Raw genomic sequence first — 24,901 nt, forward strand, 5'->3', positions numbered from 1 at the left:
GTCGGATCCCGACGCCCACCGCGTGTTCGGCGAACGCCACCAGCATGTTCGGTACCGGGGGCCGGGGGGCAGGGCCGTGCGGAGGGGGGCTCAGCCCCGGGCCACCATCGTGTCCAGACGGCGCAGCGACAGCCGGATCATGAGGTCCAGCACGCGTGCCGCGAACGGCGCAGTCACGGCCCGGGGCAGCGGACCGGCGAGGTACACGTCCTCCCACCAGGTCACGGCGCACCGCGCGACGGGCTCGTGCGGCGTCGTGGCGGGCAGGTGGTGGCCGGCGAGCGGCACGACGACGATCCCCGCCTCCCCGAGCAGCGCCGGCCCGAGCTTCAGGTACGTCGCGCGACCCGCCTGCCCCTCGTCGCCGGGCGGCTCCCAGCGGGTGATCCGCATCCGGTCGGGGAAGCCCGGCGCTCCCTGGGGTGCGAACGGTCCCGAGACCATCGTGAACTCGGCGCCGACGCCCGGACGCCAGGCGGTCGCGGGCACCGGCGAACCCTCGGGACCGTGGAACACCCCGCGGCTGAGCGGCACCCACCGCGGGTGCGTCCGCACGTCGGCGACGAGCGCGAACGCACGCTCGGCGCTGAGCGGGAGCACGTGCGTGAGCTCGACGCGGCCGGGCGTCGACGCGCGACCCCCCTGGTCCTCAGGCGTCACGAAGTCTTCCTGGGTCGGCGCCAGCGCACCGACCGGATGCCGCGCGGCGTGCCGTCCGTCCCGGCCGAGCCTCCGGCCCGGCGAGCGGCGTCCCGTTCGGCGGCCTCGTCGACCACTCCGGGTCCCGCACCGGGCACCGGGGCGTCGACGATGCCGAGCCGGTCGGCTGGTGCGGGGACGAGCAGCGGGGGAGCGGCGCCGTCGGGCACCTCGACGACCTCCAGCACGGGCCGGAACGCCTGCGGCGGTGGACCGAAGGCCCGCCGCGACTGGCTGATCACGGTCTTGCCGAGCGCGCGGGACCCCGCGACCCCCACGACCGCGCCCACGCCGAACGGCACGAGCCGCCCGATCGCGAGGCCCCCGTGCTTGACCATCTGGGTCCGCAGGAACTTGTTCGTCAGGGCCTTGTTGACCTGCTTGAGCGTGCTCGCCGGCATGCTCGTCATGAGGACCTTGCCCCACGCCATCGCGGACCCGCCCACGGCCTTCTCGACCTGCTGCGAGCCCTTGTCCCCGAGGACCGACGCGAGGAGGAGGGCGCGGCGGCGCGCGGCGTCGTCGACCTCGAAGCCGTACACGTCCGCGACCGCGAGCGAGAACGCGGCCGATGACCCGAAGTACGTCGCGACGTCGCTCGCGGTCAGCGCGATGCCCACGCCCGTGCCGACCGCCGGGAAGGCCGCGGCCGCCCCGACCGCGCCCCCGGCCGTGCCGATGACCATGAGGTACTCGCGCTCGAGGATGCCGATGATCTGTGCGGGCGACGCGTGCGGGTTGCGGCGGCGCAGCCCGTCGACGTGCGCGTGGATGACGGACGACGGGATGGTGACGGCCTTGTCGAGCGCGGCGTCGAGCAGGGGCGTGCTGCGCAGGTCGCCCCAGTCGTCGGCCGGCGCCCCCTCGGGGGCGTCCTGGACCGCCGTCAGGTGCGAGTGCGGCTGCGGCACCGGTCGTACGCTGTCCGACGTTCCCCAGACGGCCATCTGGGTGTCGGTGTCCTTCTTCTTGCGACCCATCGGACGACTCCCTCCTGTGGCTCCTGGTGACCCCGCGACCGAGACCGCGGGATCAGGCGGCGATCACTCGCCGACCGCACCCACGACCGGGCCGAAGGTGTGCTCCACTGTCGCACCGTTCTTGACCGTTCGCCCTACGGTGCACGTGGTCTCGATCGCGCGGTCCGCGACCTTCAGGAGACGCTCGCGCGCGTCGTCCTCGAGGCCCGTCAGATCGATCTCGAAGTGCTCGGTGATGGCCGTGTAGCGGTCCTCGGCCATGTCCTTGGCGCCGTCGACGCGGATCGTCACCTCGTAGTCGTCGCCCAGGCGGCGCGCGAACGGCGCGTCGCTGCTCATGCCCGCGCACGCGGCCAGCGCGATCTTGAGGAGCTCGCCCGGGGTGAAGACGGCGCCCGCGCTCGCCGGGCCGATCGACACGCTCGCGCCACGCGCGGAGAAGCCGGTGTACGTGCGGGTGCCGGTGCGCTCGACCCACAGGGCGTCCGCCGGGGACGGGGACGACGCGGGGATCTCTTCGGCTGCGGCTGTGGGGTTCGTCATGCTGTTGATCTTCCCATCCTCGGGGTGGTGCCGATCCGGGTGTTCGGACCGCAGGACACCTCGTGGTCCGGAGCGCGCTGCGGTGATCGGTTTGCCTACACTCGCAACATGCCCGCGCAGCAGCCGATTCCCACGCCCTACGAGGACCTTCTCCGGCTCGTCCTGGAGACCGGGACGCACAAGTCGGACCGCACGGGGACGGGGACGCGCAGCGTGTTCGGCCACCAGATGCGCTTCGACCTGTCGCAGGGCTTCCCGCTCGTCACGACCAAGCGCGTGCACCTGAAGTCGATCGTCTACGAGCTGCTGTGGTTCCTGCGCGGCGACTCGAACGTGCGCTGGCTCCAGGAGCACGGCGTGAAGATCTGGGACGAGTGGGCCGACGAGGACGGCGAGCTCGGCCCCGTGTACGGCGTCCAGTGGCGCTCGTGGCCCACGCCCGACGGCCAGCACGTCGACCAGGTCAGCCAGGTCCTCGAGACGCTGCGCACCAACCCGGACTCGCGCCGGATGATCGTCTCGGCGTGGAACGTGGGCGAGCTCGGGGGCATGGCGCTGCCACCCTGTCACATGATGTTCCAGTTCTACGTGGCCGACGGCAGGCTCTCGTGCCAGCTCTACCAGCGCAGCGCGGACCTGTTCCTCGGCGTCCCGTTCAACATCGCGTCGTACGCGCTGCTCACGCACATGGTCGCGGCGCAGTCCGGCCTCGAGGTCGGCGACTTCGTGTGGACGGGCGGCGACTGCCACATCTACGACAACCACGTCGAGCAGGTGCGCGAGCAGCTCAGCCGTGAGGCCTACCCGGCCCCGACGCTGCGCCTGGCCCCGCGCGACTCGCTGTTCGACTACACGTACGAGGACGTCGAGGTCGTGGGTTACCAGCACCACCCGACGATCAAGGCCCCGGTGGCCGTGTGAGCCGTCCGGTGCTCGGACTGGTCTGGGCCCAGGCGCGCGACGCCGCGGGCCGTCCCGTCATCGGGGCCCGCGGTGGGATGCCGTGGCACCTGCCCGAGGACCTCGCGCACTTCCGCCGCGTCACCACGGGCCACCCGGTCCTCATGGGCCGCGTCACGTGGGACTCGCTCCCGCCGCGCTTCCGCCCCCTGCCGGGTCGGCTCAACGTGGTCGTCACGCGCCAGGAGGACTGGCTGCCCGACGGCGCCGCCCGCCCGGGCGGGACCGGCACCGGCGTCGTGGTCGCCCCGTCCGTCGAGGAAGGGCTGGCGCGCGCGTCGGCAGCCGCCGAGGAGTCGGGCTCGGGACAGGTCTGGGTCATGGGCGGCGCGCAGGTGTACGCCGCGACCCTGCCCCTCGCGCACCGCTGCATCGTCACGGAGATCGACCTCGAGGTGGACGGCGACGCGTTCGCGCCCGCGCTCGCTGCCGGTCCGGATGGCGACTGGGCGCTCGCGGGCTCACCGGGTGGCCCCGGCGGTGCGGGGGAGGTCCTCGAGGACTGGCAGACCTCGGCCGACGGCGTCCGGTTCCGGTTCCTCACGTACGAGCGGCGGCCCTAGCCCGGTCCGACCGGCCCGCGTCCTCGCCTGCGGGTGCGCTTCCGGGCGTGCGGGTCGATCCTTGTCGTGCACCGCGACCTGCGACCCCGGAGGCCCCGCATGACGACCGAGACCACGCTCGCCGAGTCCTTCGACGGACGCCGGTTCACGTACCGCCTGCCGAGGGAGTCGAGCATCGGGCCGGGGGACTTCGTGACGATCGGCGTCACGTTCCCGGAGGCGGCCGAGCACCCCGGCGCCGCCCTGGTGATGGGGCAGGTCCTGACGCGCGCGACCAAGGCGGGCGACGCCGTCGGGCACGGGCGGGTCCTCGGGGAGCTGCGCCCCGACGGCACGGTGGTCGGGTCCGGGGGCGACCCGTTCACGTCGCACGACCTCACGCCCGCCGGTGCCGGGGTGCTCGAAGCCCTCCAGGCGCGCGAGCGCGCGACCCTGCGCATCGGCGAGCTGCACCACAGCCGCGGGAACGTCGACGCCCTGCTCCAGCCGCACCGCTTCAACCGGCACACGTTCCTGTGCGGGCAGTCGGGCTCGGGCAAGACGTACGCGCTCGGGGTGCTCCTCGAACAGCTCCTCATCGACACCGACCTGCCCATGGTCATCCTCGACCCGAACTCCGACTTCGTGCGGATCGGCGAGCTGCTCGAGACCGCGTCGCCCGACGACGCCGCACGCCTGCGCGAGCTCGACGTGCGCGTCCTGCGCAACGACGGCGACCACCACCCGGTGACGGCCCGGCTCACCGCGATGGAGGCCGCGAGCCAGGCTGCGGTCCTGCAGCTCGACCCGCTGACCGACCGCGGCGAGTACAACACGTTCCTGCGGATGCTCGAGAACGCCGCAGGGCCGGGGGACCTCGCGGGCGCGGTCGGCGCGGCCGCGGCAGGTCACCGGAGCATCGCGGCCGAGGGCATGCTCAACCCGCACTCGATCCCGTCGGCGCTGCGCGCGACGGGTGAGCCCGACGCGCTGCGCCTCGCCCAGCGGGTCGAGAACCTGGGGATCCTGGACTGGGACGTGTGGGCGGGTGTCGGGCAGTCGGTCAGCGAGGTGCTCGACGAGGGGCCGCGCGCGGTCGTGGTCGACCTCGGCAGCCTGCACACGCACGAGGAGCAGCTCGCGGTCTCGCTCGCGCTGCTCGACGACCTGTGGTCGGGCCGGGCCGAGCGCAAGCCTCGCCTCGTCGTGATCGACGAGGCGCACAACGTGGTCTCGGCCGAGCCCGCGACCCAGCTCCAGCGCCTCACGACCGAGCGGGTGATCCAGATCGCCGCCGAGGGGCGCAAGTTCGGGCTGTGGCTGCTGCTCTCGACGCAGCGGCCCTCCAAGATCCACCCCAACGTGCTCTCGCAGTGCGACAACGTGATCGTCATGCGCATGAGCTCGCCTGCCGACCTGGCCGAGCTCGAGAGCGTCTACGGCTTCGCGCCGCCCGAGCTGCTCGCGGCCACGCCGTTCTTCCGTCAGGGCGAGGCGCTCGTCGCGGGAGGGTTCGTGCCAGCCCCGGCGATCATCCAGATGGGAGCGCGGCGAACGGTCGAGGGCGGTTCGGACGTGCCGGTGCCGATGCCGGGCTGACGGGTCCCCGCGTGCCCGGCAGCCGCGCGACGACCGTGAGCCCACCGCCCTCGCGCGGCTCGGCCGAGACCTGGCCGCCGTGCGCGGTCGTGACCGAGCGGACGATCGACAGTCCCAGCCCCACGCCGCCCCGCACGTAGCCGCCGCGGCGGTCGGCCACGGCGCCGTCGCGTCCGAGCCGCCGGAACGGCTCGAACAGCGCCTCGACCTCGTAGGACGGCACGACGGGGCCCGTGTTGGAGACCGCGACCTCGACCGACCCGTCCGGGCCGGGGCGCGTCGCGACGGCCACGCGGCCGCCCGCCTCGTTGTAGCGCACGGCGTTGTCGACGAGGTTCTGGACGAGGCGTTCGAGCAGGACCGCGTCGCCCTGCGTCGGGGTCGGCTCGGCGTCGAGGTGCAGGTCGACGTCGGCGTCGCGGGCCGCGCGCCCCGCGGTCGCGACGGCCTGTGCGGCGACCTCGGCGAGGTCGACGGGCTCGGGGACGAGCGGCGCCTGGTCCACGGCGGCGAGCGTCAGGAGGCCCTCGATGAGGCGCTCCTGGCGTGCGTTCACGGCGAGCAGCGTCGCCCCCAGGTGGCGCGCGTCGTCGTGCGTGCCGGGGTCGTCGAGCGCGACCTCGAGGACGGTACGGGTGATCGTCAGCGGGGTGCGCAGCTCGTGCGAGGCGTTGGACACGAAGCGTCGTTGGCCGTCGAACGCCCGGTCGAGGCGTTCGAGCATCTGGTCGAACGTGTCCGCCAGGTCCTTGAGCTCGTCGTCGGGGCCGGTGTGCGCGATGCGCTCGTGAAGGTTGTCGTCCGCGACGCGGCGGGCGGTTGCCGTGATCCGGTGCAGCGGGGCGAGGACACGCGACGACATGACCCACCCGAAGCCGACCGCGAGGACGCCGATCCCGAGCAGCGCGAGGATCGACCAGGTGAGCACGTTGCGCAGGGTCGCGTCGCGGGCCTCCTGGTTGTTGATCTCGACGACCTTGCGCAGGTCGGCGAACGTGTCGGCCCCGCTCGAGAGGGTCATCGCGGGGTCCACGGTCTCCGCGGCGTGCAGCGGGAAGGTCTGCCCCGCGACGAGCTCGGCCGTCAGCGACGGGTCGAGGGTCGAGTACGTACCGAGGTCGGCCGCCTCGACCGCGCCCACCGCGAGGCCGACCGAGTCGACCGGCTGCCGGTCGATCGCCGCCGCGAGCAGGACGTACAGGACCGCGATGAGCACGGCTCCTGCGACGACGAACGCGGCGGCGTAGACGGCCGTGAGGCGGGCCCGCAGGGTCGGGCGCAGCGCGGGGCGGGGGAGCCTCACGGGACCCGGTACCCGACGCCCGTGACGGTCTCGACGAGCGACGCGTCCTCGAGCTTGCGGCGGAGCTGCTTGATGGTGAAGCGCACGACGCCCGTGAACGGGTCGATGTTCTCGTCCCACACCTTCTCGAGCAGGTGCTCGGCCGAGACGGGCCGGCCGTCGGCTCGCAGCAGCTCCTCCAGGACGCCGAACTCCTTGCGCGACAGGTGCACGAAGCGCCCCTCCCGGTAGACCTCGTGCCGGCTCGTGTCGAGGCGCAGGCCAGAGCGTTCGAGCACGGGCGGCGCCGCAGGGCGGGCCCGGCGTCCCAGGGCCCGGACGCGGGCGCTCAGCTCGGCGAACGCGAACGGCTTGACGAGGTAGTCGTCGGCGCCGAGGTCGAGCCCGGTCACCCGGTCCAGCACGCCGCCCGACGCCGTGAGCATGAGGACGCGCGAGTCCCCGTCCGAGGCCACGATCGCCCGGCACACGTCGTCGCCGTGGACGCCGGGCAGGTCCCGGTCGAGCACGACGACGTCGTACGCGTTCACGTCGATCCGCGCCAACGCCTCGTGCCCGTCGAGCGCGACGTCGACCGCCATCGCGAGGCGACGCAGGCCTGTCGCGACGGCCTGCGCGATGAGCTCCTCGTCCTCCACCACCAGTACTCGCACACCAGGAGCATGCCGGTGGGCGCTGTGAGATCTCTGTGAGGTCGCGGCTCACGAGGGCCTCACAGGGGGTCGGGTGGACTGCTCCTGAACCCGTTCCCGACGTGAGGATCATCATGAACATCTCCCAGACCCGCCCCGGTGGCGCGGCCCGCCCCGTGGCGCGCCGGCGCTCGGCCGCCGCGGCCTTCGTCGTCGCCCTGCTCACGGTCACGCTCTCGGCCTGCGCGCCCGACGACGCCCCGGACGTCGCGAGCGCCGGCGGCGGGAAGGGCGAGACCGGCCAGGCGGAGGACGAGAAGTCGTTCGACGACATGACCGACGCCGAGCGCGACGACATGGCGCGGCAGTTCGCGAGCTGCATGCGCGACAACGGCGTCGACATGCCCGACCCGGACTCCGACGGGGGGCTGTCGGTCACGTCGGGCACCGTCGAGGCGGGCAGCATGGACGAGATGGACGCGGCCTTCGACGCCTGCCGGGAGTTCATGCCGAACGGCGGGGAGCCCGTGAAGATGACCCCCGAGGACCTCGAGGCCCAGCGCGCTTTCGCCAAGTGCATGCGTGACCACGGCATGGACATGCCCGACCCCGACCCGAACGGCGGGATGACCGCGGCCGGGTCGGTGGGGGACGACATGGAGGCCTTCGAGGCCGCGCTCGAGGCCTGCAACGAGTCCGGGTCCGGCGCCGGGCTCAGCGTGCACGAGAGCGTGCCCGGAGGCGACGAGTGAGCCGCCGGAGCGCGGTGCCCGGGGCGCCGAGCCCGAAGCGCCGTCGCCGCGGGCTCGTGGTCGGCGGGGTCGTGGGCACCGCCGTGATCGGCGCGGGCGTCGTGCTGGCGCTGACGGGGTTCGGCCGCGGGGACGACCCTGCACCCGCCGCGACAGGTCCCGAGGAGACCGCGACCGTGACCCGGCAGACCCTCGTGCAGCGCTCGACCGTCAAGGGCACGCTCGGCTACGGCGAGGCCGTCGCGCGTGGGCAGCAAGGGGCCGGCGGAGCCGAGGGCGGGGGCGGGGGGACGGTCACGTGGCTGCCGGGCGTGGGCGACGTCGTCGACCGTGGGGGAGTGCTCTTCAAGGTCGACGAACGCCCGACCGTGCTCCTGCTCGGCACGCTTCCCGTGTACCGCGAGCTGGGCACGGGCACCGAGGGCGAGGACGTGCGCCAGCTCGAGGAGAACCTCAAGGCCCTGGGCTACACGGGCTTCACCGTGGACACGAAGTTCACGGAGTCGACCGCCCAGGCCGTCAAGAAGTGGCAGAAGGACCGCGGGGTCGAGAAGACGGGCGCGGTCGGCCCGTCCGACGTCCTCGTGGCCGAGGGGCCGGTGCGGGTCGACGCGCTCAAGGTGCGCGTCGGCGAGGCCGCAGCCGCGGAGGTCCTCACGACGCCGGGGGGCGACCGGGCGAGCGCGGCCGCCCGCGACGGCGCCGACCGCGACCGGGCCGTCGAGGGCGGCACCGTGACGGTCGAGCTGCCGGGAGGCGCGACGACGGAAGCGGTGGTCTCCGCCGTCGGGAGCCCCGAGGTGGTCGAGGACGAGAGCGGCATGCCCGGCGCCTCCGACAAGACCACGGTCCCCGTGACCGTGACGCTCCCCGACGGGACCGACGCCGATGCGGGCTCGGTCAAGGTCACGTTCGTCGCGGCCGAGCGCCCCGATGTCCTGACCGTGCCCGTCGCGGCCCTCCTCGCGCTCGCCGAGGGCGGGTACGGGGTCGAGGTCGTCGAGGAAGGCACGACCCGGATCGTGGCCGTGGACACCGGGATGTTCGCCGACGGGAGCGTCGAGATCACGGGCGACGTGGCCGAGGGCGACGTCGTCGGGATGCCGTCGTGAGCGCGGTCTCCGTCGCGCGCGACGCCGTGGCCCACCCGGAGACCTGGGACACCGCGACGGGTGCCCGCTCGCCGGGCACCGACGGCGGTGCGGGCGGCGGGCCCGTCGTGACCCTGCACGAGGTGTCCCGCGTCTTCCCGGGCGGCGTCGCCGCGCTGCGCGACGTCCACCTGGACGTCCACCGCGGTGAGCTGCTCGCGATCGTCGGGCCGTCGGGCTCGGGGAAGTCGACCATGCTCAACGTCATCGGGACGCTCGACCGGCCCACCTCGGGCCGGGTCCTGATCGACGACTTCCTCGTCGAGGACCTCGACGACCGCGAGGTGTCCGCGCTGCGCGCGAGCCGCATCGGGTTCGTCTTCCAGCAGTTCCACCTGGCCGTCGGGGTCTCCGCCCTCGACAACGTGGCCGACGGGCTCCTGTACCGGGGGGTCGGGCGGCGCGAGCGACGCCGCCGGGCCGCCGAGGCCCTCGAGCGCGTGGGCCTGGGACACCGGCTCACGCACCGTCCGCACGAGCTGTCGGGCGGTGAGAAGCAGCGCGTCGCGATCGCGCGCGCCGTCGTCGGTGACCCGCCCCTGCTGCTCGCCGACGAACCCACGGGCGCGCTCGACACGGCCGCCGGGGCCGGTGTCATGGACGTGCTGCGGGGGCTCAACGCGGCCGGGACGACCGTCGTCATCATCACGCACGACCGCGAGCTCGCAGCCTCCCTGCCCCGGCAGGTCGCGATGCGCGACGGCGAGATCGTCGCGGACGGGACCCTGCCCCCGGGCGGGGCGGGCACGGTCCTCGCGGGTGCCGCGGGTGCCGCCGCCCCCTACGCCCCGTACGCCCGGGTGGCCACGACCGACGAGGAGGCACCGTGCTGACCACGCTGCGCCCCGCGCGCCTCGGGCCGCCCGACGTCCTGCGCGTCGGCGCGACCGGGCTGCGCACCCGCCCGCTGCGGGCCGTGCTCTCGGCGCTGGGCATCGCGATCGGCATCGCGGCGATGGTCGCGGTCGTCGGGATCTCCAGCTCGTCTCGGGCCGAGCTCGACCGGACGCTCACGGCCCTCGGGACGAACCTGCTGCGTGTCGCGCCCGGGACCGACCTGTTCGGCGAGGCCGCGACCCTGCCGTCCGAGGCGGTCGACATGGTGCGCCGGATCGCGCCCGTCGAGAACGCGACGTCGGTCGCTCAGCTCGACGCCAAGGCGTACCGCTCGGACCTGGTCCCGACGGGGGAGTCGGGCGGGATCGGCGTGTACGCGGCCGACCTCGACCTGCTCGAGTCCATCGGGGGCACCGTGGCGGACGGGGCCTGGCTCTCGGAGGCGACGGCGCGGTACCCGGCCGTCGTCCTGGGGCACACCACCGCGAAGCGCCTGGGGATCACGACCCCGGACCCGGCGGTCAAGGTGTGGATCGGCGGCGAGTGGTTCACGGTCGTGGGCATCCTCGACCCCGTGCCGCTCGCCCCCGAGATGGACCTCGGGGCGCTCGTGGGCCGCGAGGCCGCGGTGACCTACCTGGACTGGGACGAGCTGCCGACCATGATCTACACGCGCACCCGCGAGGACGCCGTCGAACAGGTCCGTGGCGTCCTCGGCGCCACGGCCAACCCGCAGGCGCCCAACGAGGTCGACGTCTCACGCCCCTCCGACGCGCTCGCGGCCCAGCAGGCCACCGACGAGGCGTTCACAGGGCTGCTCGTCGGGCTCGGGGCGGTCGCGCTGCTCGTGGGCGGGATCGGGGTCGCCAACACCATGGTCATCTCGGTCCTCGAACGACGCGCCGAGATCGGCCTGCGCCGCTCGCTCGGCGCGACCAGGGGGCAGATCCGGGGCCAGTTCCTCGTGGAGTCGTTGGTGCTCTCGCTCATGGGCGGGGCCGCCGGGGTCCTCATCGGGATCGGCATCACGGCCGGGTACGCCACGTCCCAGGAGTGGCCGGTCTCCGTCCCGCCCGTGGTCGTGGTGGGCGGGCTCGTCGCGACGCTCGGGATCGGGGCCGTCGCCGGGCTCTACCCCGCGGTGCGGGCCGCGCGGATGTCCCCCACGGAGGCGCTCACGGCGGTGTGACCAGCGGGTCGTCAGGACGAGCGTGAGCCAGAGTCCACGCTCGTTCTGACACCCGGGGCGTCCTCCACCGTGGGACGACGGCGCGGAGCCACCCCCGACGGCGTAGCGTGCGAGCCGCCGACGCCGCACCACCGGGCGCCGTCGGCCCGAGGCGGCCCGCCCCACCCGGCCCGGCCGCCCGCACCACGACAGGGGAGACATGCGCGCGCGAGCCGACCGACACCTGACCGCGACCACGGCGGGAGCGGTGATCCTCGCCGTCGGGCTGGGGGCGTGCACTCCCGGGGTGCCCGAGGCCGCCGAGCCGCCGCGCGAGACCGCCACGGCCGAGGCGCCCCCGGCGGCCCCCGTCGAGCCCGCAGGGGCCGACGCGAACCCCTTCCTCGCGGGCGCGCCCTACGCCCACCCGGACATGCAGTCCGTGCACGCCGCCGAGGCGCTCCGGGCGAACGACCCCGACGCCGCCGCGGCGCTCGGCGTCGTCAGCGAGGCGGGCGCGTCCTTGTGGGTCGGGGACTGGTTCGAGCCCGCGGAGGCCGAGGCCCTCGTGCGCGACTACGCGACCGCCGCCAACGAGGCCGGACGCACCGGCATCGTCACGGTCTACGCGATCCCGGCCCGCGACTGCGGGTCGTTCTCCGCGGGCGGCCTGACCCCCGAGGAGTACCCGGCCTTCGCCCAGGCCGTCGCCGACGGGCTGCGCGGCACACGCACCGCCGTCGTGCTCGAACCCGACGCCCTGCCCGACCTCGGCGCGTGCCCCGAGCAGGGCGACCGAGCCGGGCTCCTGCGGCAGGCGACCACGGCGCTCGCGGACGCGGGCGCGAGCGTCTATCTCGATGCGGGGAACTCGGCGTGGCTCGACGCCCCGACCATGGCCGACCGGCTGCGGCAGGCCGGGATCGACGACGCGCGCGGCTTCGCGACCAACGTCTCGAACTTCCGCAGCACGGCCGACGAGCGCGCCTACGCCGACCGGCTCGCCGCGCTCCTCGGCACGCGCTACGTCATCGACACGTCGCGCAACGGGCTCGGGCCCCTCGGCGACGGGCCGCTCGACTGGTGCAACCCCGCCGGGCGGGCGCTCGGCGAGAAGCCCGGCGCGGTCGACGACGGCAGCGCCCTCGACGCGTTCCTCTGGGTCAAGGTCCCCGGGGAGTCCGACGGCGAGTGCGACCGCGGCGACCCGGCCGCCGGTCAGTTCTGGCCCGAGTACGCGATCGGGCTCGTGGAGCGCGCGGGTTGGGACACTGCCGGGCCGGGACGCTAGGCTGTCGGGCGTCCCACCGGGCCCGGTCCGCCGTGATCGCGCCCACGCGCCTGTAGCTCAGGGGATAGAGCACCGCTCTCCTAAAGCGGGTGTCGCCAGTTCGAATCTGGCCAGGCGCACCACCCCGTCCCGCAGCTTCAGGTCGGGGCCATCCCGCCTCACCTCTCCTCGCGCCGCTCGACCGGCACCTCCGGCGCCCGGCCCCGCGCCGCCAGCACCCGGTCCGCGAACGCCTCGACTGCCGTGACGACGGCGTCGAACCGCACCGAGTGGAACAGGTCGAACCCGTGCTGCGCCCCGGGCAGCTCGGCGTACACGACCGGGCTCGTCGAGACCTCGCGCAGGTCCGCCACGAACTGTCGTGCCCCCTCGACCGGGACCAGGGTGTCCTGATCCCCGTGCACCACGAGGAACGGGGGAGCGGCGGGGTGCAGGTAGGCATCCGGCGCCGACTCCACCTCGCGGTCGCGGCCGCTCCCGTAGTACTCGCCGAAGTAGCCGTAGAGGCACACGGCCCCGGCCACGGAGGTGTCGGCGTCCTCGAAGCCGGGCTGGAACCGCGGGTTGCGGGGAGTGAGGGCCGCGAGCGACGCCAGGTGCGCGCCCGCTGAGCTGCCCGCGACGAGCACGCGGCTCGAGTCGGCGCCGTACGCTGCGCCGTGCTCCCGGACCCAGGCCAAAACCCGCTTGGCGTCGACCAGATGGCCGGGGAAGTTCGTCGTCGGGCGCAGGCCGTAGTTCGCGCTCACGCACACCCACCCGCGGCTCGCGAGCCGCGAGAGCATCGCGCGGGCCTCGAGCTCCTTGCGCCCGCTCACGTAGCCGCCGCCGTGGAAGTAGACGAGGGTCGGCCCGTCGGCCGGGCGCGCCCGGGGGCGGTACACGTCGAGCCGGTGCTCGCGGCCCCGTGAGTCATGGCTGGCGGCGCCGCCCCCGTCGCCCCCGACCCCGTTGTCGCCGACACCGCCGTAGGGCAGGTCGGCCAAGCGCTCGACGTCGCGTCGCCGCACCGCGAACGGGGCCAGGAGGATCCGTGCCCAGGGCAGTCCCTGGTTCGTGACGGTGCCCGGTCCTGCGCGCAGACCGTCGACCAGGGCGTGGTCGAGCGTGGGCGCTGCCCGTAGGCCGCGTCGGGCGACCAGGACAAGACCGAGGGAGGTCAGCACGGCCAGGACGAGCGCCACGCGCCCTCCGGTCGTCTCGACGTCTCCGTCGGCGAGCGCGAGCGCCGTGATCGCGCCCAGGACGAGCAGCAGGGCGAACGGCTGCTCGTTGACGAGGACGCTCATCCGGAAGGAGAGACGGCCCAGCCGCGGGGGTCGGCGGGCCGGGCTGAGCGAGGCAGACGTGCAGCACGCGACGAGCAGCACGGGGACCAGATACCCGATCGGCATGGCGGCTCCTTCGCGGCCGGTGGGCGCGTCGCGCCCCTGGTCCCGGTCTACACCGGGGCGCGCGGAGGTGCGCGTCGGGCAGGCCGGTCTGGCCGGGGGTGCGGTGGGTTCCGCACGGCGGTCGAAAGGCGTGCGAGGCAGGAGTGAAAGTCCCGTCGCGGGCTCGGGGGAGGCCCGAGAATGCCGAGTTCACGACGAGCGCCGCACCCGGCGTGCAAGTAGTTGAAAACCGTACTGAATTCTCGGAGGGGTGGCCCTGAGCTCGGGCGGCCGACAGGGGATCGGGCGTCGGGCGGTTTCGTCGACCGTGATTTCCTGTCGGCGATCGCCTGAACGGCATCACCCCGGGGAGTGGACGGAGGTTGCCGTGCCTCCGGCACCCGCCGCGAGGCGAGAGGCCTGGCGAGGCGACCGGCCAGCCCGGGCGACGGACCGGCACGACGTGAGAAGGGTGGGGGCCCGGACGGGCGTCGAAATACCTGTGACGTCGATTCACGATCGCTCCCCGGAGTGCGGGCGACATGACCCCATGAACGATCGGGACGTCTTTGAGAAGAAGAGGCGCCACGCATTTCGCGCACGTCGCCAGGAGGCCTTTCCGGTATCCCGCCGCAATAGCCCGTACGTGCGCACCGCCCATCTGTTCCCGGCATTCGCCAACCCTTCGTCCATCTGCTGATCGCGACCCGTCCGCGAGACGCCCCACCGGCGGGTCCAGCCTCGTGGCCACCTCTAGGCTGGAAGGGCTTCCGGGGATGGCCGGGGGCCACCGCCGGAAGGGCATCACGCATGAGCGACGTTCTGCACGACGACCACAGGACCGACCCGTCGAGCGTCAAGGGGTTCCGGCACAGCAGGCAGTGGGTGTTCGGCACCATGCTGTTCTCCGCGCTGGTCAGCCTCACGGCCTCGTTCGTCCTGTCCTACGACGCGGTCCTGCTCGCGGCGAACCCTGCGGCCGAGCTCTCGTGCAACGTCAACGAGGTCCTGTCCTGCGGCGCCGTCGGGGTCGCGTGGCAGTCGTCGCTCTTCGGCTTCCCCAACGCCTTCCTGGGGCTGATCGCGGAACCGGTGGTCATCACGATCGCGGTCGCGAGCCTCGGCGGGGTGCGGTTCCCGCGCTGGTTCATGTTCTCCGCACAGGTCGTCTACACGCTGGGCCTGATCTTCGCCTACTGGCTCTTCTACCAGTCGATGTTCGTGATCGGCGCGCTGTGCCCCTGGTGCCTGCTCGTCACGCTCTCGACGACGCTCGTCTTCATGACGCTGCTGCACTGGAACATCATCGAGGACAACCTGTACCTGCCGGCCCGGGCGCAGGAGCGGGCGCTGTCGTTCGTCCGCTCGGACGCGGACGTGTTCCTGACGGCGACGTGGGTCGTCCTGATGATCGCGGGCGTCCTGCTCAAGCACGGGTCCAAGCTCTTCGGCTGACCACGGCGCCCGGCCGGGCGCGGGGTGTCCTCCCTGCCCGACGGCGCCGCTCACCTCATGGCCACGCCTCGCCCGAGGCGTGGCCGTGCTGCGTCGGGGCGACGGAGCGGGAGCGGGGGCACACCACGCCGAGCGGACGTCCACGAACAATCCGACACATCGAACTGGACGCTCGTCCATCTCCGTGCCGACGAACTCGTGGACACATTTGACGAACGCGCGAAGACCTTGCACAATCATCTCTGACGGTGCGTATCGCCTGCCCCCTGCGCGGTGCGCACCGTCCTCACTCTTCTCGGCCTTCCCCGCAGCGCGACGGTGCGCTCCGGACGTCCAGGTGCCGAACCCCTCCCTCAGTAGTCGCCGGCGTGCAGACGTCGCCCTCCGTGACCCACCCGAAGTCGCCGCCCCCGGCGTGCCGGTGCCGGTTCCGGTCGACCGGGCGGTTAGCGTGCGAGAGTGAACGCAGCCGCCCGCAACCCATCAGCCCGCGAGACCGTGGCCGATCCCGCCCGGCCGCTCACCGACCAGGACGCGCACGACAGCGCCGTCCGAGGTGCGGCCTCGGCCACCGAGGGATCCACGACGCTCGCAAGGCCGACCCTCGTCGAGCCGCCGACCACGGCCGACCTCGTCGAGGACGCCGTCCGGTCCTGGCGTGCCTCGCTCGTCGAGCTCGCGGGCGGGTCGTCGCTCGCCGACATCGGTCTGCTGGGCGACGCGGTCGTCGACCTCACCGCAGCCCACCCCTCGGGCGTGGCGCAGCTCTTCGCCGGGCGCCCGACGCGACTGTCCAACCTGTTCCGCGAGGGGGCCTCCCTGCCCGCCGCGCGGCGCCGGGCACGCGCCGTGGTCGTCCGCTCGCAGGAGCACGCCCAGCGCTACGGGGTCGCGCCGACCTACCTCGCGATCGGCGTCACCACCTGGACCGAGGGCGAGCCCTCCCGCCTCCCGACCGACGACGTCGCCGCCCTCGCGCACGTCGCCGGGACCACGTACAGCCGGACCATCGACGGTGCCACGGGCCTGCCCGCGGGCCCCGCCGCGGGGGACCCCGGCGACCCGCCGCAGACCGCGACGACCCCGCCCACGGCGGGTGGCGCCGTCGGGCAGGGAGAAGGGCCCGCGCGCGACGGCGCTGAAGGCACGGACGCCGAGCCCGCCCTGCCGCGAACCGTGCGTGCCCCCGTCCTCCTGCGGCCCCTCACGCTCACCCCGCGCGGTGACAGCGAGACCGACTACGACCTCACGCTCGAGCCGACCGTGGAGATCAACCCCGTCCTTGCGCGCACGCTGCGCGCCCACGGCGGGTTGATCGACCCCGTGACGCTCGCGCGCAGCGCCTTCACCCCCGCGGGATTCGACCCCTCGGACGCCCTGGCCCGCATCACGGCCGTGGGCAAGGCGGTGCTGGGCGACTTCGAGCTCGCGCAGCGGGTCCTCGTCGGGACGTTCGTCCACCCCGGCCAGGTCCTCGTCGACGACCTCGACGAGCTCGCCTCGGGCCTCGAACGGCACGAGGTCGTCGCAGCCCTCGCCGGCTCCGAGGAGGCTGCGACCGCGCTCGCGCGCGACCTCCCGGCCCCGCGCGTCGGCGACGCCGACCCGACCCAGGAACGGGGCGTGGGCGACCTCGACCCCGCGCAGCGCCACGTCATCGACGCGCTCGCGACCGGCAGCCACCTGTTCGTCGACGCGCCCCCGGGCGCCGACACCGCAGGGACCATCGCCGCCGTCGTCGCCGAGGCCGCGGCGAGCGGCCGCAGCATCCTCTACGTCCCGGGCCACCGGCGCTCCGCGGAGACGCTCTCGACCCGCCTCACCGCGCTCGGGCTCGACGGGCTGCTGCTCGACATCGCCCCCGAACCCACGTGGCGGACCACGGCCTCCCACCGTCTGCTCGGGGCCATGGCCGCCGAGGCGGAGACCGTCGACACCGACTCCGTCGCGCGGGTCCGCGACGGACTCCTGGGTGCGCGCGCACAGCTCTCGGGCTACATCGAGTCCCTGCACCTGGTCCGCGAGCCCTGGGGCGTGTCCGCCTACGCGGCCCTGCAGGCCCTCGCCCGGCTCACCGCGCAGCGCCCGGCCCCCGGCACGACCGTCCGCCTGGGACCCGACGTCACGATCCGCATCGGCGCCGAGCGCCGGGCCGAGCTCTCGGCCCGCCTCGTGCGCGCTGCCGAGGTCGGGGCCTTCACGCTCCGCTCGACGTCGACGCCCTGGTTCGGCGCGGACATCACGAGCGCCGAGAACGCGCAGGACGCCCTGGTCCGGGTCGAACGGCTCTCCGGGCACACGCTGCCGCAGCTCCGCGACCAGGTCGCCTCCGTCGCGACGACCACGGGCCTCACCCCCGCCACGACCGTCCGGCAGTGGGGCGACCAGCTCCGCATGCTCGGCGGCATGCGCGGCACCCTCGACGCGTTCCAGCCCATGATCTTCGAGCGCACCGCGACCGACCTCGTCGAGGCGACCGGCACGCGCGAGTGGCGGGCCGCGAACGGCATCGACATGGGCTGGGCCCACCGCCGACGCCTGCGCCGACAGGCCAAGGACATGCTCCGTCCCGGCGTCCGGGTTCCCGACCTGCACGCAGCCCTCATCGAGGTCCAGGCGCAGCGCGCCGTCTGGCAGGCGCAGTGCCCGCGCGGCGGGTGGCCCACCCTCCCCGAGGGGCTCGCCGCGATCGAGGACACCTACGAGGCCGTCAGGATCGACCTCGAGTACCTCGACCCGGTCCTCGCCACGACCCCCGTCGGGTCGGACCTCCTCGACCTGCCGATCAGCGAGCTGGCGGCGCGTCTCGCAGCCCTCGGCGAGGACCAGGAGGCGCTCGAGAACCTGCCTGCGCGGACGTCCGCGCTGCGGACGCTGCGCGACGACGGCCTCGGCGACCTGCTCGACGACCTCTCGGCTCGCCGTGTCGAGCCCGAGCTCGTGGGCCCCGAGCTCGACCTCGCCTGGTGGAGCTCGGTCTTCGAGCAGATCCTCGCGCAGGACCCGGCGCTCGCCGGGCAGGACGGGGCCGGTCTCGAAGCACTGGCCGGTCGGTTCCGCGACCTCGACCGCACGCACGTCGCAGCGCTGTCCGCGCCCGTGCGGCTCGCCGTGCGCGAGCACCTCGGCGCGGCGATGCGCGACCACCGCACCGAGGCCGAGGCGCTGTTCACCGAGCTCCTCGAGGGGCGGATGACGAGCCTGCGCGACGCCCACGAGCGCTACCCCGAGGTGCTGCGCCGCCTGCGGCCTTGCGTCGTCGCGTCCCCGACCCTCGTGCCGCACCTGTTCACCCCGACCCGCACCGTCGACCTCGTGATCCTCGACGCCGCGCAGCACATCCCGGTCGAGCTGGTCCTGTCCTCGATCGCGCGCGGTCGTCAGGTCGTCGTGTTCGGCGACCCGCGGGCCGCCTCGGGCTCGACCGTGGGCGAGCTCGCCGCGATCCTGCCGACGGTCGCCCTGTCCGCAGGCGGCACGCGTCGTGACCCGTACCTCACGGCCTTCCTCGCCGCGCACGGCTACGAGGGCGTCCTACGGCCCAGCCCGCTGCCCCGCGCGGAGCCGCTCGTCCACCTCGACCTGGTCGACGGCGCGGGCATGCCGGACCCGGCGTCGGGCGCGGTCGAGAGCACGCAGGCCGAGGTCGACCGCGTCGTGGAGATCGCGATCGAGCACGCCATGACACGACCCGAGGAGTCGCTCGCGATCGTCACCGTGAGCTCCGTGCACGCCGACCGGATCCGGGACGCGCTCCTCGGCGAGGTCCGGCAGAACCCGGCCCTGGCCGTCTTCTTCTCGGGCGCCCGGGCAGAGCCCGTGGTGGTCGCCGAGGTCTCGGGCGTCGCCGGACTCAGCCGGGACACGATCGTCCTGTCGATCGGCTACGGCCGGACCCCGCACGGGCGGGTGCTCCACCGCTTCGGCGTGCTCAACGCGCCGGGCGGCGACGCAATGCTCCTCGACACCCTGGGCTCGACGCGCCGCCGTCTGCACGTCGTCACGTGCTTCACGGCGTCCGACCTCGACCCCGAGCGTCTGCGCGGGCACGGGGCCAAGCTCCTCGCGGAGGTGCTCGACCTCGCGGAGCAGCGCAACGGTCGTGCCGACCAGGTCACCCTGGGCAACGGCGTGGACGTGGGCGGGAACCCCGACCGGCTCGTGATCGACCTCGCCGAGCGCCTGTGGCGCGCGGGGCTCGTGGTCGAGACCGACTACGGCGTGGTCGGCGGAGACCGGATCCCGCTGGTCGTCGGGCACCCCGACATCCCGGGCGAGCTCCTGGTCGCGGTCCTGACCGACGACGACGCCTACGTCGCCGAACGCAGCGTGCGCGTGCGTGACCGCCAGCTCGCCGAGCGGCTCGAGCGCACGGGCTGGGTCGTCGCGCAGGTGTGGTCCGCCGCGGCGTTCCTCGACCCCGCGAAGGAGGCCGAGCGCATCCGTCGGGTGGTCCAGGCCGTGCGCGACGCGCGGCTGCCCGAGCTCGGGGGGATCGCGCAGACGGGTGGCAGCGACCGCATCGTCGTCGTGCCCGTGGTCGCGGACGACGAGTTCGGTACGGACTGACGGGTCAGCCGGGGAGCCGGGAGCTCGTCGGGGACGCTGAGACAATGGGATCATGACCCCCGTCGACAGCGCCCCCTCCGACGACCCTGCTCAGGTCGACCCGACACCGCGACCCGCGACCGCCGGGCCGGCGCGTCGCCGGTCTCGTCGCGTCGTGCGACCTGGGACCGAGCAGGCGGGGGTCGCGGGCCTGGGGTCCGACGACGACGCCGCGACCTGGGGCGACGTCCGCCCGGGGGCGTCGACCGACAGCCACGACGCCGAGCTGTTGCGCGACGTGCCGCCGCACTGGTCCTGAGGGACCGGCGGGGCGGGGCGTGTTCCACGCAACCGTCGACGATCACCGGAACGACGCCCCGCCCCCGGGGCCGGACGGCGCTACCCGGGCGCTGTGACCAGGGTGGCCGGGGCAGCGTCTCGCGCCGTCGCGGACGCGTCGTCGGTGAGCCGTCGCGGACCCGTCGTCGGTGAGCAGGACGGAGACCCCGCCCCGGTCCCGGGAAGCGAAGGGGTCAGCGTTCGCCCGGACCGCCGAAGTCCGCGGACCGAGCGTTCTGCGCGGCGAGCAGGTCGCGGATCTCCTGGAGGACCAGGACGTCCTCGGCCGGGGCCGCGGGGGCGGCCTCCTCGCCCTTCTTGCGCCGGGCCGCGAGGTGGTTCATCGGCATGACGATGACGAAGTAGAGCGCGGCGGCCACGCACAGGAACTTGAAGAGCGCGTCGAGGATGAGGCCGAAGCTGAACACCGCCCCGTTGATGGTGAAGTTCCCGACGCCGGTGAGGTCGGGCTCGCTGAAGATCGCCGCGACGAGAGGGCTGATCAGGCCGTTGACGATCGAGGTCACGACGAGCGTGAACGCACCACCGATCACGACACCGACCGCCAGGTCGATCGCGTTGCCGCGGAGCACGAAGTTCTTGAAGCCGTCGAACACGTTCTTCATACGAGGTTCCTTTCGAGAGGGTGCGGACGGGGCGCGCGCGGCGTTCGGCGGTGCCCGTCGCACGAGCGAGGTCCGGACGCGATCCTTCCATGCTCAGGGCACCAGGACCACGGACAGGCCACCCCACTCGCCGACGCCGGCGAGCGCCGCGGCCTCCTCCGGGAGCACGGCGACGAGCGTGACGCCGCCCTCCTGGGTGCCGTCACCGAGCAGTCCACCGGACGAGGCCGACGCCGGGGCCCCTGCCACCACGAGGGCCCGCCGCGCGAGATGGCTGCCCGTGACGGCGTCGCCCGCGCTGCCCGTGGCCGCGAGCAGGTCGACGCGGTCGCCGGGGTGCAGGAGCGCGGCGACGTCGGGGTCGGAGAGGCGCACGGGCGCCACGACCGTCCCGCCGGGAGCCATGGCCGCAAGGTCGCCCGCGGCGACGAGCGAGGGCGAGAGGACCTGCCCCGCCGGCAGGGCGACCGCCGTGGTCCGCCCGACGGCGTCGCTCACCGTGGTCAGTGAGCTCTCCGGGGCGAGCCGGGCGGCGACGGGGACGACCGTGACGTCCCCCTCGGTCAGCACGGTGCCGGCTCCGACCGCTCGGGCCGTCACGACCACGGGCCTCGTGTCCGGTGGTGGAGGGCTCAGGCGGTCCACCACGACGGCGGCGACCAGGCCGCAGCCCAGGGCGAGCAGCACGAGGCGCGAGCGCCAGACGAGGGCGCGCAGGCGCCGTCGGGCCGTGGACGCACGGCGACCCGGTGCGCGAGCAGCGGACGATGCAGGAGGAGCCATGCGCCGACGCTAGGCGGCACGCACGGGCAGCCCGCGGCACGGCCCACCGACCTGTGCACAGGGCGCCACGGGCGCTACCTGTGCACGGCCCGCTGCAGTGTCAGCTCGCCGAAGGCGTCGAGGAGCCCGAGGAGCCCGACGACCCGCTGCTCGACGACCCGGACGACGAGCTGCTCGACGAGCTGCTCGACGAGTCGGCGGACTTCGCGGGCGTCGCAGGCGTCGTCGAGCCCGTGCTCGACGACTTCGAGGAACGCGAGTCGGTGCGGTAGAAGCCCGAGCCCTTGAAGGTCACCCCGACCGACGAGAAGACCTTGCGCAGCCGGCCACCGCACTCGGGGCACACGGTGAGCGCGTCGTCGGTGAACGCCTGGTGGATGTCGAAGGCGTGGCCGCAGGCAGTGCACGTGTACGCGTAGGTGGGCACGGTCTCTCCTCAAGAGGTCGCGGGGGAGTGCGGTCTTCACGAGCCGGGCGCGAGCCTGGTCCGTGGCGTCCGGCGTGCGCGTCAGGTCGACGGAAGGACACAGCCGGACTGGCACTCGTGGCTTCTGAGTGCTAATCATACGCCCGGCCTGCCCGGGGTAGTCTCGCACCGTGTCTGCTGATGTCCCCGCCGGAGTCCACGGCGACCCCCCGCCGCCCGTCCCTGCTGCCCGACGGGGAGGTTCGCGCGTCCGCCGGGGCGTGATCGCGATCGCCGCGCTCGTGGTCGTGCTGTTGGTCGCCGTGTCGGTGTTCGCGGTCGTCACCGTCCGCCGCCCGCTCCCGCAGACCGACGGAACCCTCACCCTGACGGGCCTCGACGCCGAGGTCAGCGTGCTGCGCGACGCCCAGGGCGTACCGCAGATCTACGCCGACACGCCCGAGGACCTCTTCCGTGCCCAGGGGTACGTCCAGGCGCAGGACCGCTTCTTCGAGATGGACTACCGCCGGCACGTGACCGCGGGCCGTCTGGCCGAGCTCGTCGGCGACAGCCAGGTCGCGATCGACGCGGACAAGGTCACCCGCACCTTCGGCTGGCGCCTCGTCGCCGAGGAGGAGTGGAAGATCCTCGCCCCCGAGACGAAGGCCTACCTCCAGGCCTACGCGGACGGCGTCAACGCCTACATCGAGGACCGCGACCCGAGCGAGATCGCGCTCGAGTACACGGTGCTCGGCACGAGCGTCTCGGTGCCGGACCCCGAGCCCTGGGACCCGATCGACTCGCTCGCGTGGCTCAAGGCCATGGCCTGGGACCTGCGCGGCAACTACGACGACGAGCTCGAGCGCGCGATCGCGTACGGAGGCTTCGCGGGCGCCCCGAACGGAGCCCAGGATCCTGCCAAGGTCGCCCAGGACGTCGCCCGGGTGAGCACCCTCTTCCCCCCCTACGCGGCCCAGGCGAACCTCCCCGTCCTCGACCCCTCCGAGGTGCCGACCACGAGCGAGCCCGTCCAGGTCGAGGGCGCGGAGCAGACCGCGTACGCACCGACCCTTGCGGGCAGCGAGCTCCAGTCCGCCGTCGCGGCGGCGGACGCAGCGCTCGCGGCCGTGCCCGTGCTCGTCGGCCGCGGTGAGGGCACCGGCTCCAACTCGTGGGTCGTCTCGGGTGAGCACACGACGAGCGGCAAGCCCCTGCTGGCCAACGACCCGCACCTGTCCCTCCAGGCCCCCGGTGTGTGGGCCCAGGTCGGGCTCCACTGCAACGAGGTCAGCGCCGCCTGCGGGTTCGACGTCTCGGGGTTCTCGTTCGCGGGCTTCCCGGGTGTGATCATCGGTCACAACGCCGACGTGGCCTGGGGACTGACCAACATGGGTGCGGACGTCACCGACTTCTTCATCGAGCGCGTGCGTGACGACACGTACCTGCGGGGCGACGACTGGGAGTCGCTCGAGACGCGTACGGAGACCATCAAGGTCAACGGCGGCGAGGACGTCGAGCTGAAGATCGCCTCGACGGTCCACGGTCCGATCGTCTCGACCGTCCTCCCGATGGACAGGGTCGCGGAGTCCCCGACCGAGGGCACCCCGCTCGGGGACTACGAGGTCTCGCTCCGCTGGACCGCGCTCGACCCCGGGCACACCGCGGACGCGGTCTTCGCGTTCAACCTCGCGTCGGACGCCGAGGACATGAAGGCGGCCGCGGCCCTGTTCGAGGTCCCTGCGCAGAACATCGTCTTCGCGACCACGGACGGGCACATCGGCTACCAGGCGCCGGGCCGGATCCCGGTACGGGCGAACGTCGAGGGCCCGGTTCCCTCCGACGGGACGTGGCCGCGGCCCGGCTGGGACGAGCGCTACGACTGGACCGGATACGTGCCCGCCGCGCAGATGCCCGGTGTGGTCGACCCCGAGGAGGGGTTCATCGTCGCCGCGAACCAGGCCGTCCTGCCGGCCGGCACCACCCCGTTCCTCACGACGGACTGGGACTACGGATACCGCTCGCAGCGCATCCGCACCCTCCTGCAGGAGGAGATCGACTCGGGTCGCAAGGTCGACGCCCAGACCATGAACGAGATCCAGAACGACGACTGGAGCCCGTACGCCGCGGCCCTCGTGCCGTTGCTCCTCGAGCAGGACGTCGAGAACAGCAAGGGCGTGCGCAACGACTTCGCGGCCGAGGGACAGGACCTCCTCGCCGACTGGGACCAGCACATGGACAAGGACTCGGCGGCCGCCGCGTACTTCGCCGCGGTGTGGCGCAACCTGCTCGAGATCACGTTCTGGGACGACCTGCCGGAGAGCATCCGTCCCGCGGGCGGCAGCCGGTGGCTGGCCGTCGTGCAGAACATGCTCGCCGACGAGACGAACGCGTTCTGGGACGACCGTCAGACCGTGAGCGTCGTCGAGACCCGTGACGAGGTCCTCAACCGGGCGATCACCTCGGCCCGTCTCGACCTGACGACCGAGCTGTCGAAGAAGACGACCGACTGGGAGTGGGGCAAGCTCCACACGCTCTCGCTCGGCCACCTGGTCCTGGACAACGAGGCCGTCCCGGGCTTCGTCCGGGCCTACATGAACCCCCGCAAGGTGGCCATGCCGGGCGGCTCGTCGATCGTCAACGCGACGTCGTGGGACGCGGCCTCGGGCAGCTTCGAGGTCACGTCGGGCCCGTCGATGCGCATGGTCGTCGACCTCGACGACCTGGACGCCTCGACGTGGGTCACCGTCACGGGCGCCTCGGGGCACCCGGCGTCGAAGCACTACGAGGACCAGCTCGGCACCTGGGCCGCGGGCGAGACGTACGCGTGGCCGTTCACGGCCGACGCCGTGCGGTCCGGGACCAAGGACACGCTGACGCTCGTCCCCTGAGGCGAGCGGCGCCGTCGGGCATCTCC

21 protein-coding genes, 1 tRNA gene and 1 pseudogene are annotated in these 24,901 nt (G+C 73.7%); 14 read left to right on the forward strand and 9 right to left on the reverse strand.

The annotated features are described in order from the left end of the window. Positions 1-90: 90 nt before the first annotated feature. The 3 genes from H9652_RS03895 to H9652_RS03905 form a co-directional block, all read right to left on the reverse strand. Positions 91-660 carry an SRPBCC family protein gene (locus H9652_RS03895; RefSeq protein WP_191794968.1) on the reverse strand — a complete coding sequence of 190 codons (570 nt, stop codon included), beginning with the start codon at positions 658-660 and terminating at the stop codon, positions 91-93. Next, positions 657-1,679, reverse strand: coding sequence for a hypothetical protein (locus tag H9652_RS03900; protein ID WP_191794969.1), 1,023 nt, complete (start codon positions 1,677-1,679; stop codon positions 657-659). Before H9652_RS03900 ends, H9652_RS03895 begins: the two co-directional genes overlap by 4 nt. Positions 1,680-1,742: 63 nt before the next feature. Next, a complete protein-coding gene (locus H9652_RS03905) occupies positions 1,743-2,222 on the reverse strand; it encodes an OsmC family protein (protein WP_191794970.1) in 480 nt (159 codons plus the stop codon). 108 nt (positions 2,223-2,330) lie between these two features. Here H9652_RS03905 and H9652_RS03910 point away from each other — a divergent pair, with 108 nt between their 5' ends. From H9652_RS03910 to H9652_RS03920, 3 genes are all read left to right on the forward strand, one after another. Further along, positions 2,331-3,143, forward strand: coding sequence for a thymidylate synthase (locus tag H9652_RS03910; RefSeq protein WP_191794971.1), 813 nt, complete (start codon positions 2,331-2,333; stop codon positions 3,141-3,143). Next, positions 3,140-3,745 carry a dihydrofolate reductase gene (locus H9652_RS03915; RefSeq protein ID WP_318243967.1) on the forward strand — a complete coding sequence of 202 codons (606 nt, stop codon included), beginning with the start codon at positions 3,140-3,142 and terminating at the stop codon, positions 3,743-3,745. The genes H9652_RS03910 and H9652_RS03915 overlap by 4 nt, the downstream gene beginning before the upstream one ends. A 99-nt stretch (positions 3,746-3,844) precedes the next feature. Beyond that, positions 3,845-5,323, forward strand: coding sequence for an ATP-binding protein (locus H9652_RS03920; RefSeq protein ID WP_225227704.1), 1,479 nt, complete (start codon positions 3,845-3,847; stop codon positions 5,321-5,323). Here the strand turns inward: H9652_RS03920 and H9652_RS03925 are convergent. Both H9652_RS03925 and H9652_RS03930 read right to left on the reverse strand, forming a co-directional pair. Continuing rightward, positions 5,256-6,626, reverse strand: coding sequence for a sensor histidine kinase (locus tag H9652_RS03925; protein ID WP_191794972.1), 1,371 nt, complete (start codon positions 6,624-6,626; stop codon positions 5,256-5,258). The two genes, H9652_RS03920 and H9652_RS03925, sit on opposite strands and share 68 nt — an antisense overlap. After that, positions 6,623-7,279: a response regulator transcription factor gene (locus H9652_RS03930; RefSeq protein WP_138823018.1), complete on the reverse strand. Its 657-nt coding sequence runs from the start codon at positions 7,277-7,279 to the stop codon at positions 6,623-6,625. The genes H9652_RS03925 and H9652_RS03930 overlap by 4 nt, the downstream gene beginning before the upstream one ends. 113 nt (positions 7,280-7,392) lie before the next feature. On the opposite strand from H9652_RS03930, the gene H9652_RS03935 reads away from it, so the two are divergent. The 6 genes from H9652_RS03935 to H9652_RS03960 all read left to right on the forward strand — a co-directional run bounded on the left by H9652_RS03935 (position 7,393) and on the right by H9652_RS03960 (position 12,579). Next, positions 7,393-8,010: a hypothetical protein gene (locus tag H9652_RS03935; protein ID WP_191794973.1), complete on the forward strand. Its 618-nt coding sequence runs from the start codon at positions 7,393-7,395 to the stop codon at positions 8,008-8,010. Then, entirely contained in the window at positions 8,007-9,122 is a 1,116-nt protein-coding gene (locus tag H9652_RS20180) for a peptidoglycan-binding protein (protein ID WP_318243968.1), read from the forward strand. The genes H9652_RS03935 and H9652_RS20180 overlap by 4 nt, the downstream gene beginning before the upstream one ends. After that, positions 9,119-9,994, forward strand: a complete 876-nt coding sequence (locus H9652_RS03945; protein ID WP_442946339.1) for an ATP-binding cassette domain-containing protein — start codon at positions 9,119-9,121, stop codon at positions 9,992-9,994. Before H9652_RS20180 ends, H9652_RS03945 begins: the two co-directional genes overlap by 4 nt. Then, complete coding sequence (locus H9652_RS03950; protein ID WP_318243969.1) at positions 9,988-11,187, forward strand: ABC transporter permease; 1,200 nt, start codon at positions 9,988-9,990, stop codon at positions 11,185-11,187. The genes H9652_RS03945 and H9652_RS03950 overlap by 7 nt, the downstream gene beginning before the upstream one ends. A gap of 199 nt (positions 11,188-11,386) precedes the next feature. Continuing rightward, a complete protein-coding gene (locus H9652_RS03955; protein WP_191794974.1) occupies positions 11,387-12,457 on the forward strand; it encodes a glycoside hydrolase family 6 protein in 1,071 nt (356 codons plus the stop codon). A 46-nt stretch (positions 12,458-12,503) separates the two neighbouring features. Next, positions 12,504-12,579, forward strand: a tRNA-Arg gene (locus H9652_RS03960). 36 nt (positions 12,580-12,615) lie between these two features. On the opposite strand, the gene H9652_RS03965 is transcribed toward H9652_RS03960, so the two are convergent. Next, positions 12,616-13,851 carry an alpha/beta hydrolase gene (locus tag H9652_RS03965; protein ID WP_191794975.1) on the reverse strand — a complete coding sequence of 412 codons (1,236 nt, stop codon included), beginning with the start codon at positions 13,849-13,851 and terminating at the stop codon, positions 12,616-12,618. A 789-nt stretch (positions 13,852-14,640) separates the two neighbouring features. Here H9652_RS03965 and H9652_RS03970 point away from each other — a divergent pair. The 3 genes from H9652_RS03970 (at position 14,641) to H9652_RS03980 (ending at position 20,152) form a co-directional block, all read left to right on the forward strand. Beyond that, positions 14,641-15,285, forward strand: a complete 645-nt coding sequence (locus tag H9652_RS03970; RefSeq protein WP_191794976.1) for a vitamin K epoxide reductase family protein — start codon at positions 14,641-14,643, stop codon at positions 15,283-15,285. Between the two features lie 459 nt (positions 15,286-15,744). Beyond that, complete coding sequence (locus H9652_RS03975) at positions 15,745-19,854, forward strand: hypothetical protein (protein WP_318243970.1); 4,110 nt, start codon at positions 15,745-15,747, stop codon at positions 19,852-19,854. A 52-nt stretch (positions 19,855-19,906) separates the two neighbouring features. Next, complete coding sequence (locus H9652_RS03980) at positions 19,907-20,152, forward strand: hypothetical protein (RefSeq protein ID WP_191794977.1); 246 nt, start codon at positions 19,907-19,909, stop codon at positions 20,150-20,152. 214 nt (positions 20,153-20,366) lie between these two features. Here H9652_RS03980 and mscL read toward each other — a convergent pair whose 3' ends face one another. Further along, entirely contained in the window at positions 20,367-20,798 is a 432-nt protein-coding gene (gene mscL, locus H9652_RS03985) for a large conductance mechanosensitive channel protein MscL (RefSeq protein ID WP_191794978.1), read from the reverse strand. 93 nt (positions 20,799-20,891) lie between these two features. After that, entirely contained in the window at positions 20,892-21,581 is a 690-nt protein-coding gene (locus H9652_RS03990) for an SAF domain-containing protein (RefSeq protein ID WP_191794979.1), read from the reverse strand. A gap of 80 nt (positions 21,582-21,661) precedes the next feature. Between H9652_RS03990 and H9652_RS20435 the strand changes: the two genes are divergently transcribed. Beyond that, the gene (locus H9652_RS20435) at positions 21,662-21,853 is read left to right on the forward strand and encodes a hypothetical protein (protein WP_404821994.1); all 192 of its coding nucleotides are present in this window, start codon (positions 21,662-21,664) and stop codon (positions 21,851-21,853) included. Between the two features lie 14 nt (positions 21,854-21,867). On the opposite strand, the pseudogene H9652_RS20440 reads toward H9652_RS20435, so the two are convergent. Next, a pseudogene (locus H9652_RS20440) lies at positions 21,868-22,008 on the reverse strand (FmdB family zinc ribbon protein); the annotation flags it as partial. Between the two features lie 170 nt (positions 22,009-22,178). On the opposite strand from H9652_RS20440, the gene H9652_RS04000 reads away from it, so the two are divergent. Beyond that, positions 22,179-24,875: a penicillin acylase family protein gene (locus tag H9652_RS04000; protein WP_191794981.1), complete on the forward strand. Its 2,697-nt coding sequence runs from the start codon at positions 22,179-22,181 to the stop codon at positions 24,873-24,875. Positions 24,876-24,901: the final 26 nt, after the last annotated feature.

This window comes from Oerskovia rustica (genome assembly GCF_014836555.1).
In the GTDB taxonomy this organism is placed as follows: domain Bacteria; phylum Actinomycetota; class Actinomycetes; order Actinomycetales; family Cellulomonadaceae; genus Oerskovia; species Oerskovia rustica.

Bases quoted from the DNA above. Each gene is read 5' to 3' on its own strand.
- H9652_RS03900 (WP_191794969.1), bottom strand. From the start codon at position 1,679: ATGGGTCGCAAGAAGAAGGACACCGACACCCAGATGGCCGTCTGGGGA.
- H9652_RS03905 (WP_191794970.1), bottom strand. From the start codon at position 2,222: ATGACGAACCCCACAGCCGCAGCCGAAGAGATCCCCGCGTCGTCCCCG.
- H9652_RS03910 (WP_191794971.1), top strand. From the start codon at position 2,331: ATGCCCGCGCAGCAGCCGATTCCCACGCCCTACGAGGACCTTCTCCGG.
- H9652_RS03920 (WP_225227704.1), top strand. From the start codon at position 3,845: ATGACGACCGAGACCACGCTCGCCGAGTCCTTCGACGGACGCCGGTTC.
- H9652_RS03935 (WP_191794973.1), top strand. From the start codon at position 7,393: ATGAACATCTCCCAGACCCGCCCCGGTGGCGCGGCCCGCCCCGTGGCG.
- H9652_RS03955 (WP_191794974.1), top strand. From the start codon at position 11,387: ATGCGCGCGCGAGCCGACCGACACCTGACCGCGACCACGGCGGGAGCG.
- H9652_RS03965 (WP_191794975.1), bottom strand. From the start codon at position 13,851: ATGCCGATCGGGTATCTGGTCCCCGTGCTGCTCGTCGCGTGCTGCACG.
- H9652_RS03970 (WP_191794976.1), top strand. From the start codon at position 14,641: ATGAGCGACGTTCTGCACGACGACCACAGGACCGACCCGTCGAGCGTC.
- H9652_RS03980 (WP_191794977.1), top strand. From the start codon at position 19,907: ATGACCCCCGTCGACAGCGCCCCCTCCGACGACCCTGCTCAGGTCGAC.
- mscL (WP_191794978.1), bottom strand. From the start codon at position 20,798: ATGAAGAACGTGTTCGACGGCTTCAAGAACTTCGTGCTCCGCGGCAAC.
- H9652_RS03990 (WP_191794979.1), bottom strand. From the start codon at position 21,581: ATGGCTCCTCCTGCATCGTCCGCTGCTCGCGCACCGGGTCGCCGTGCG.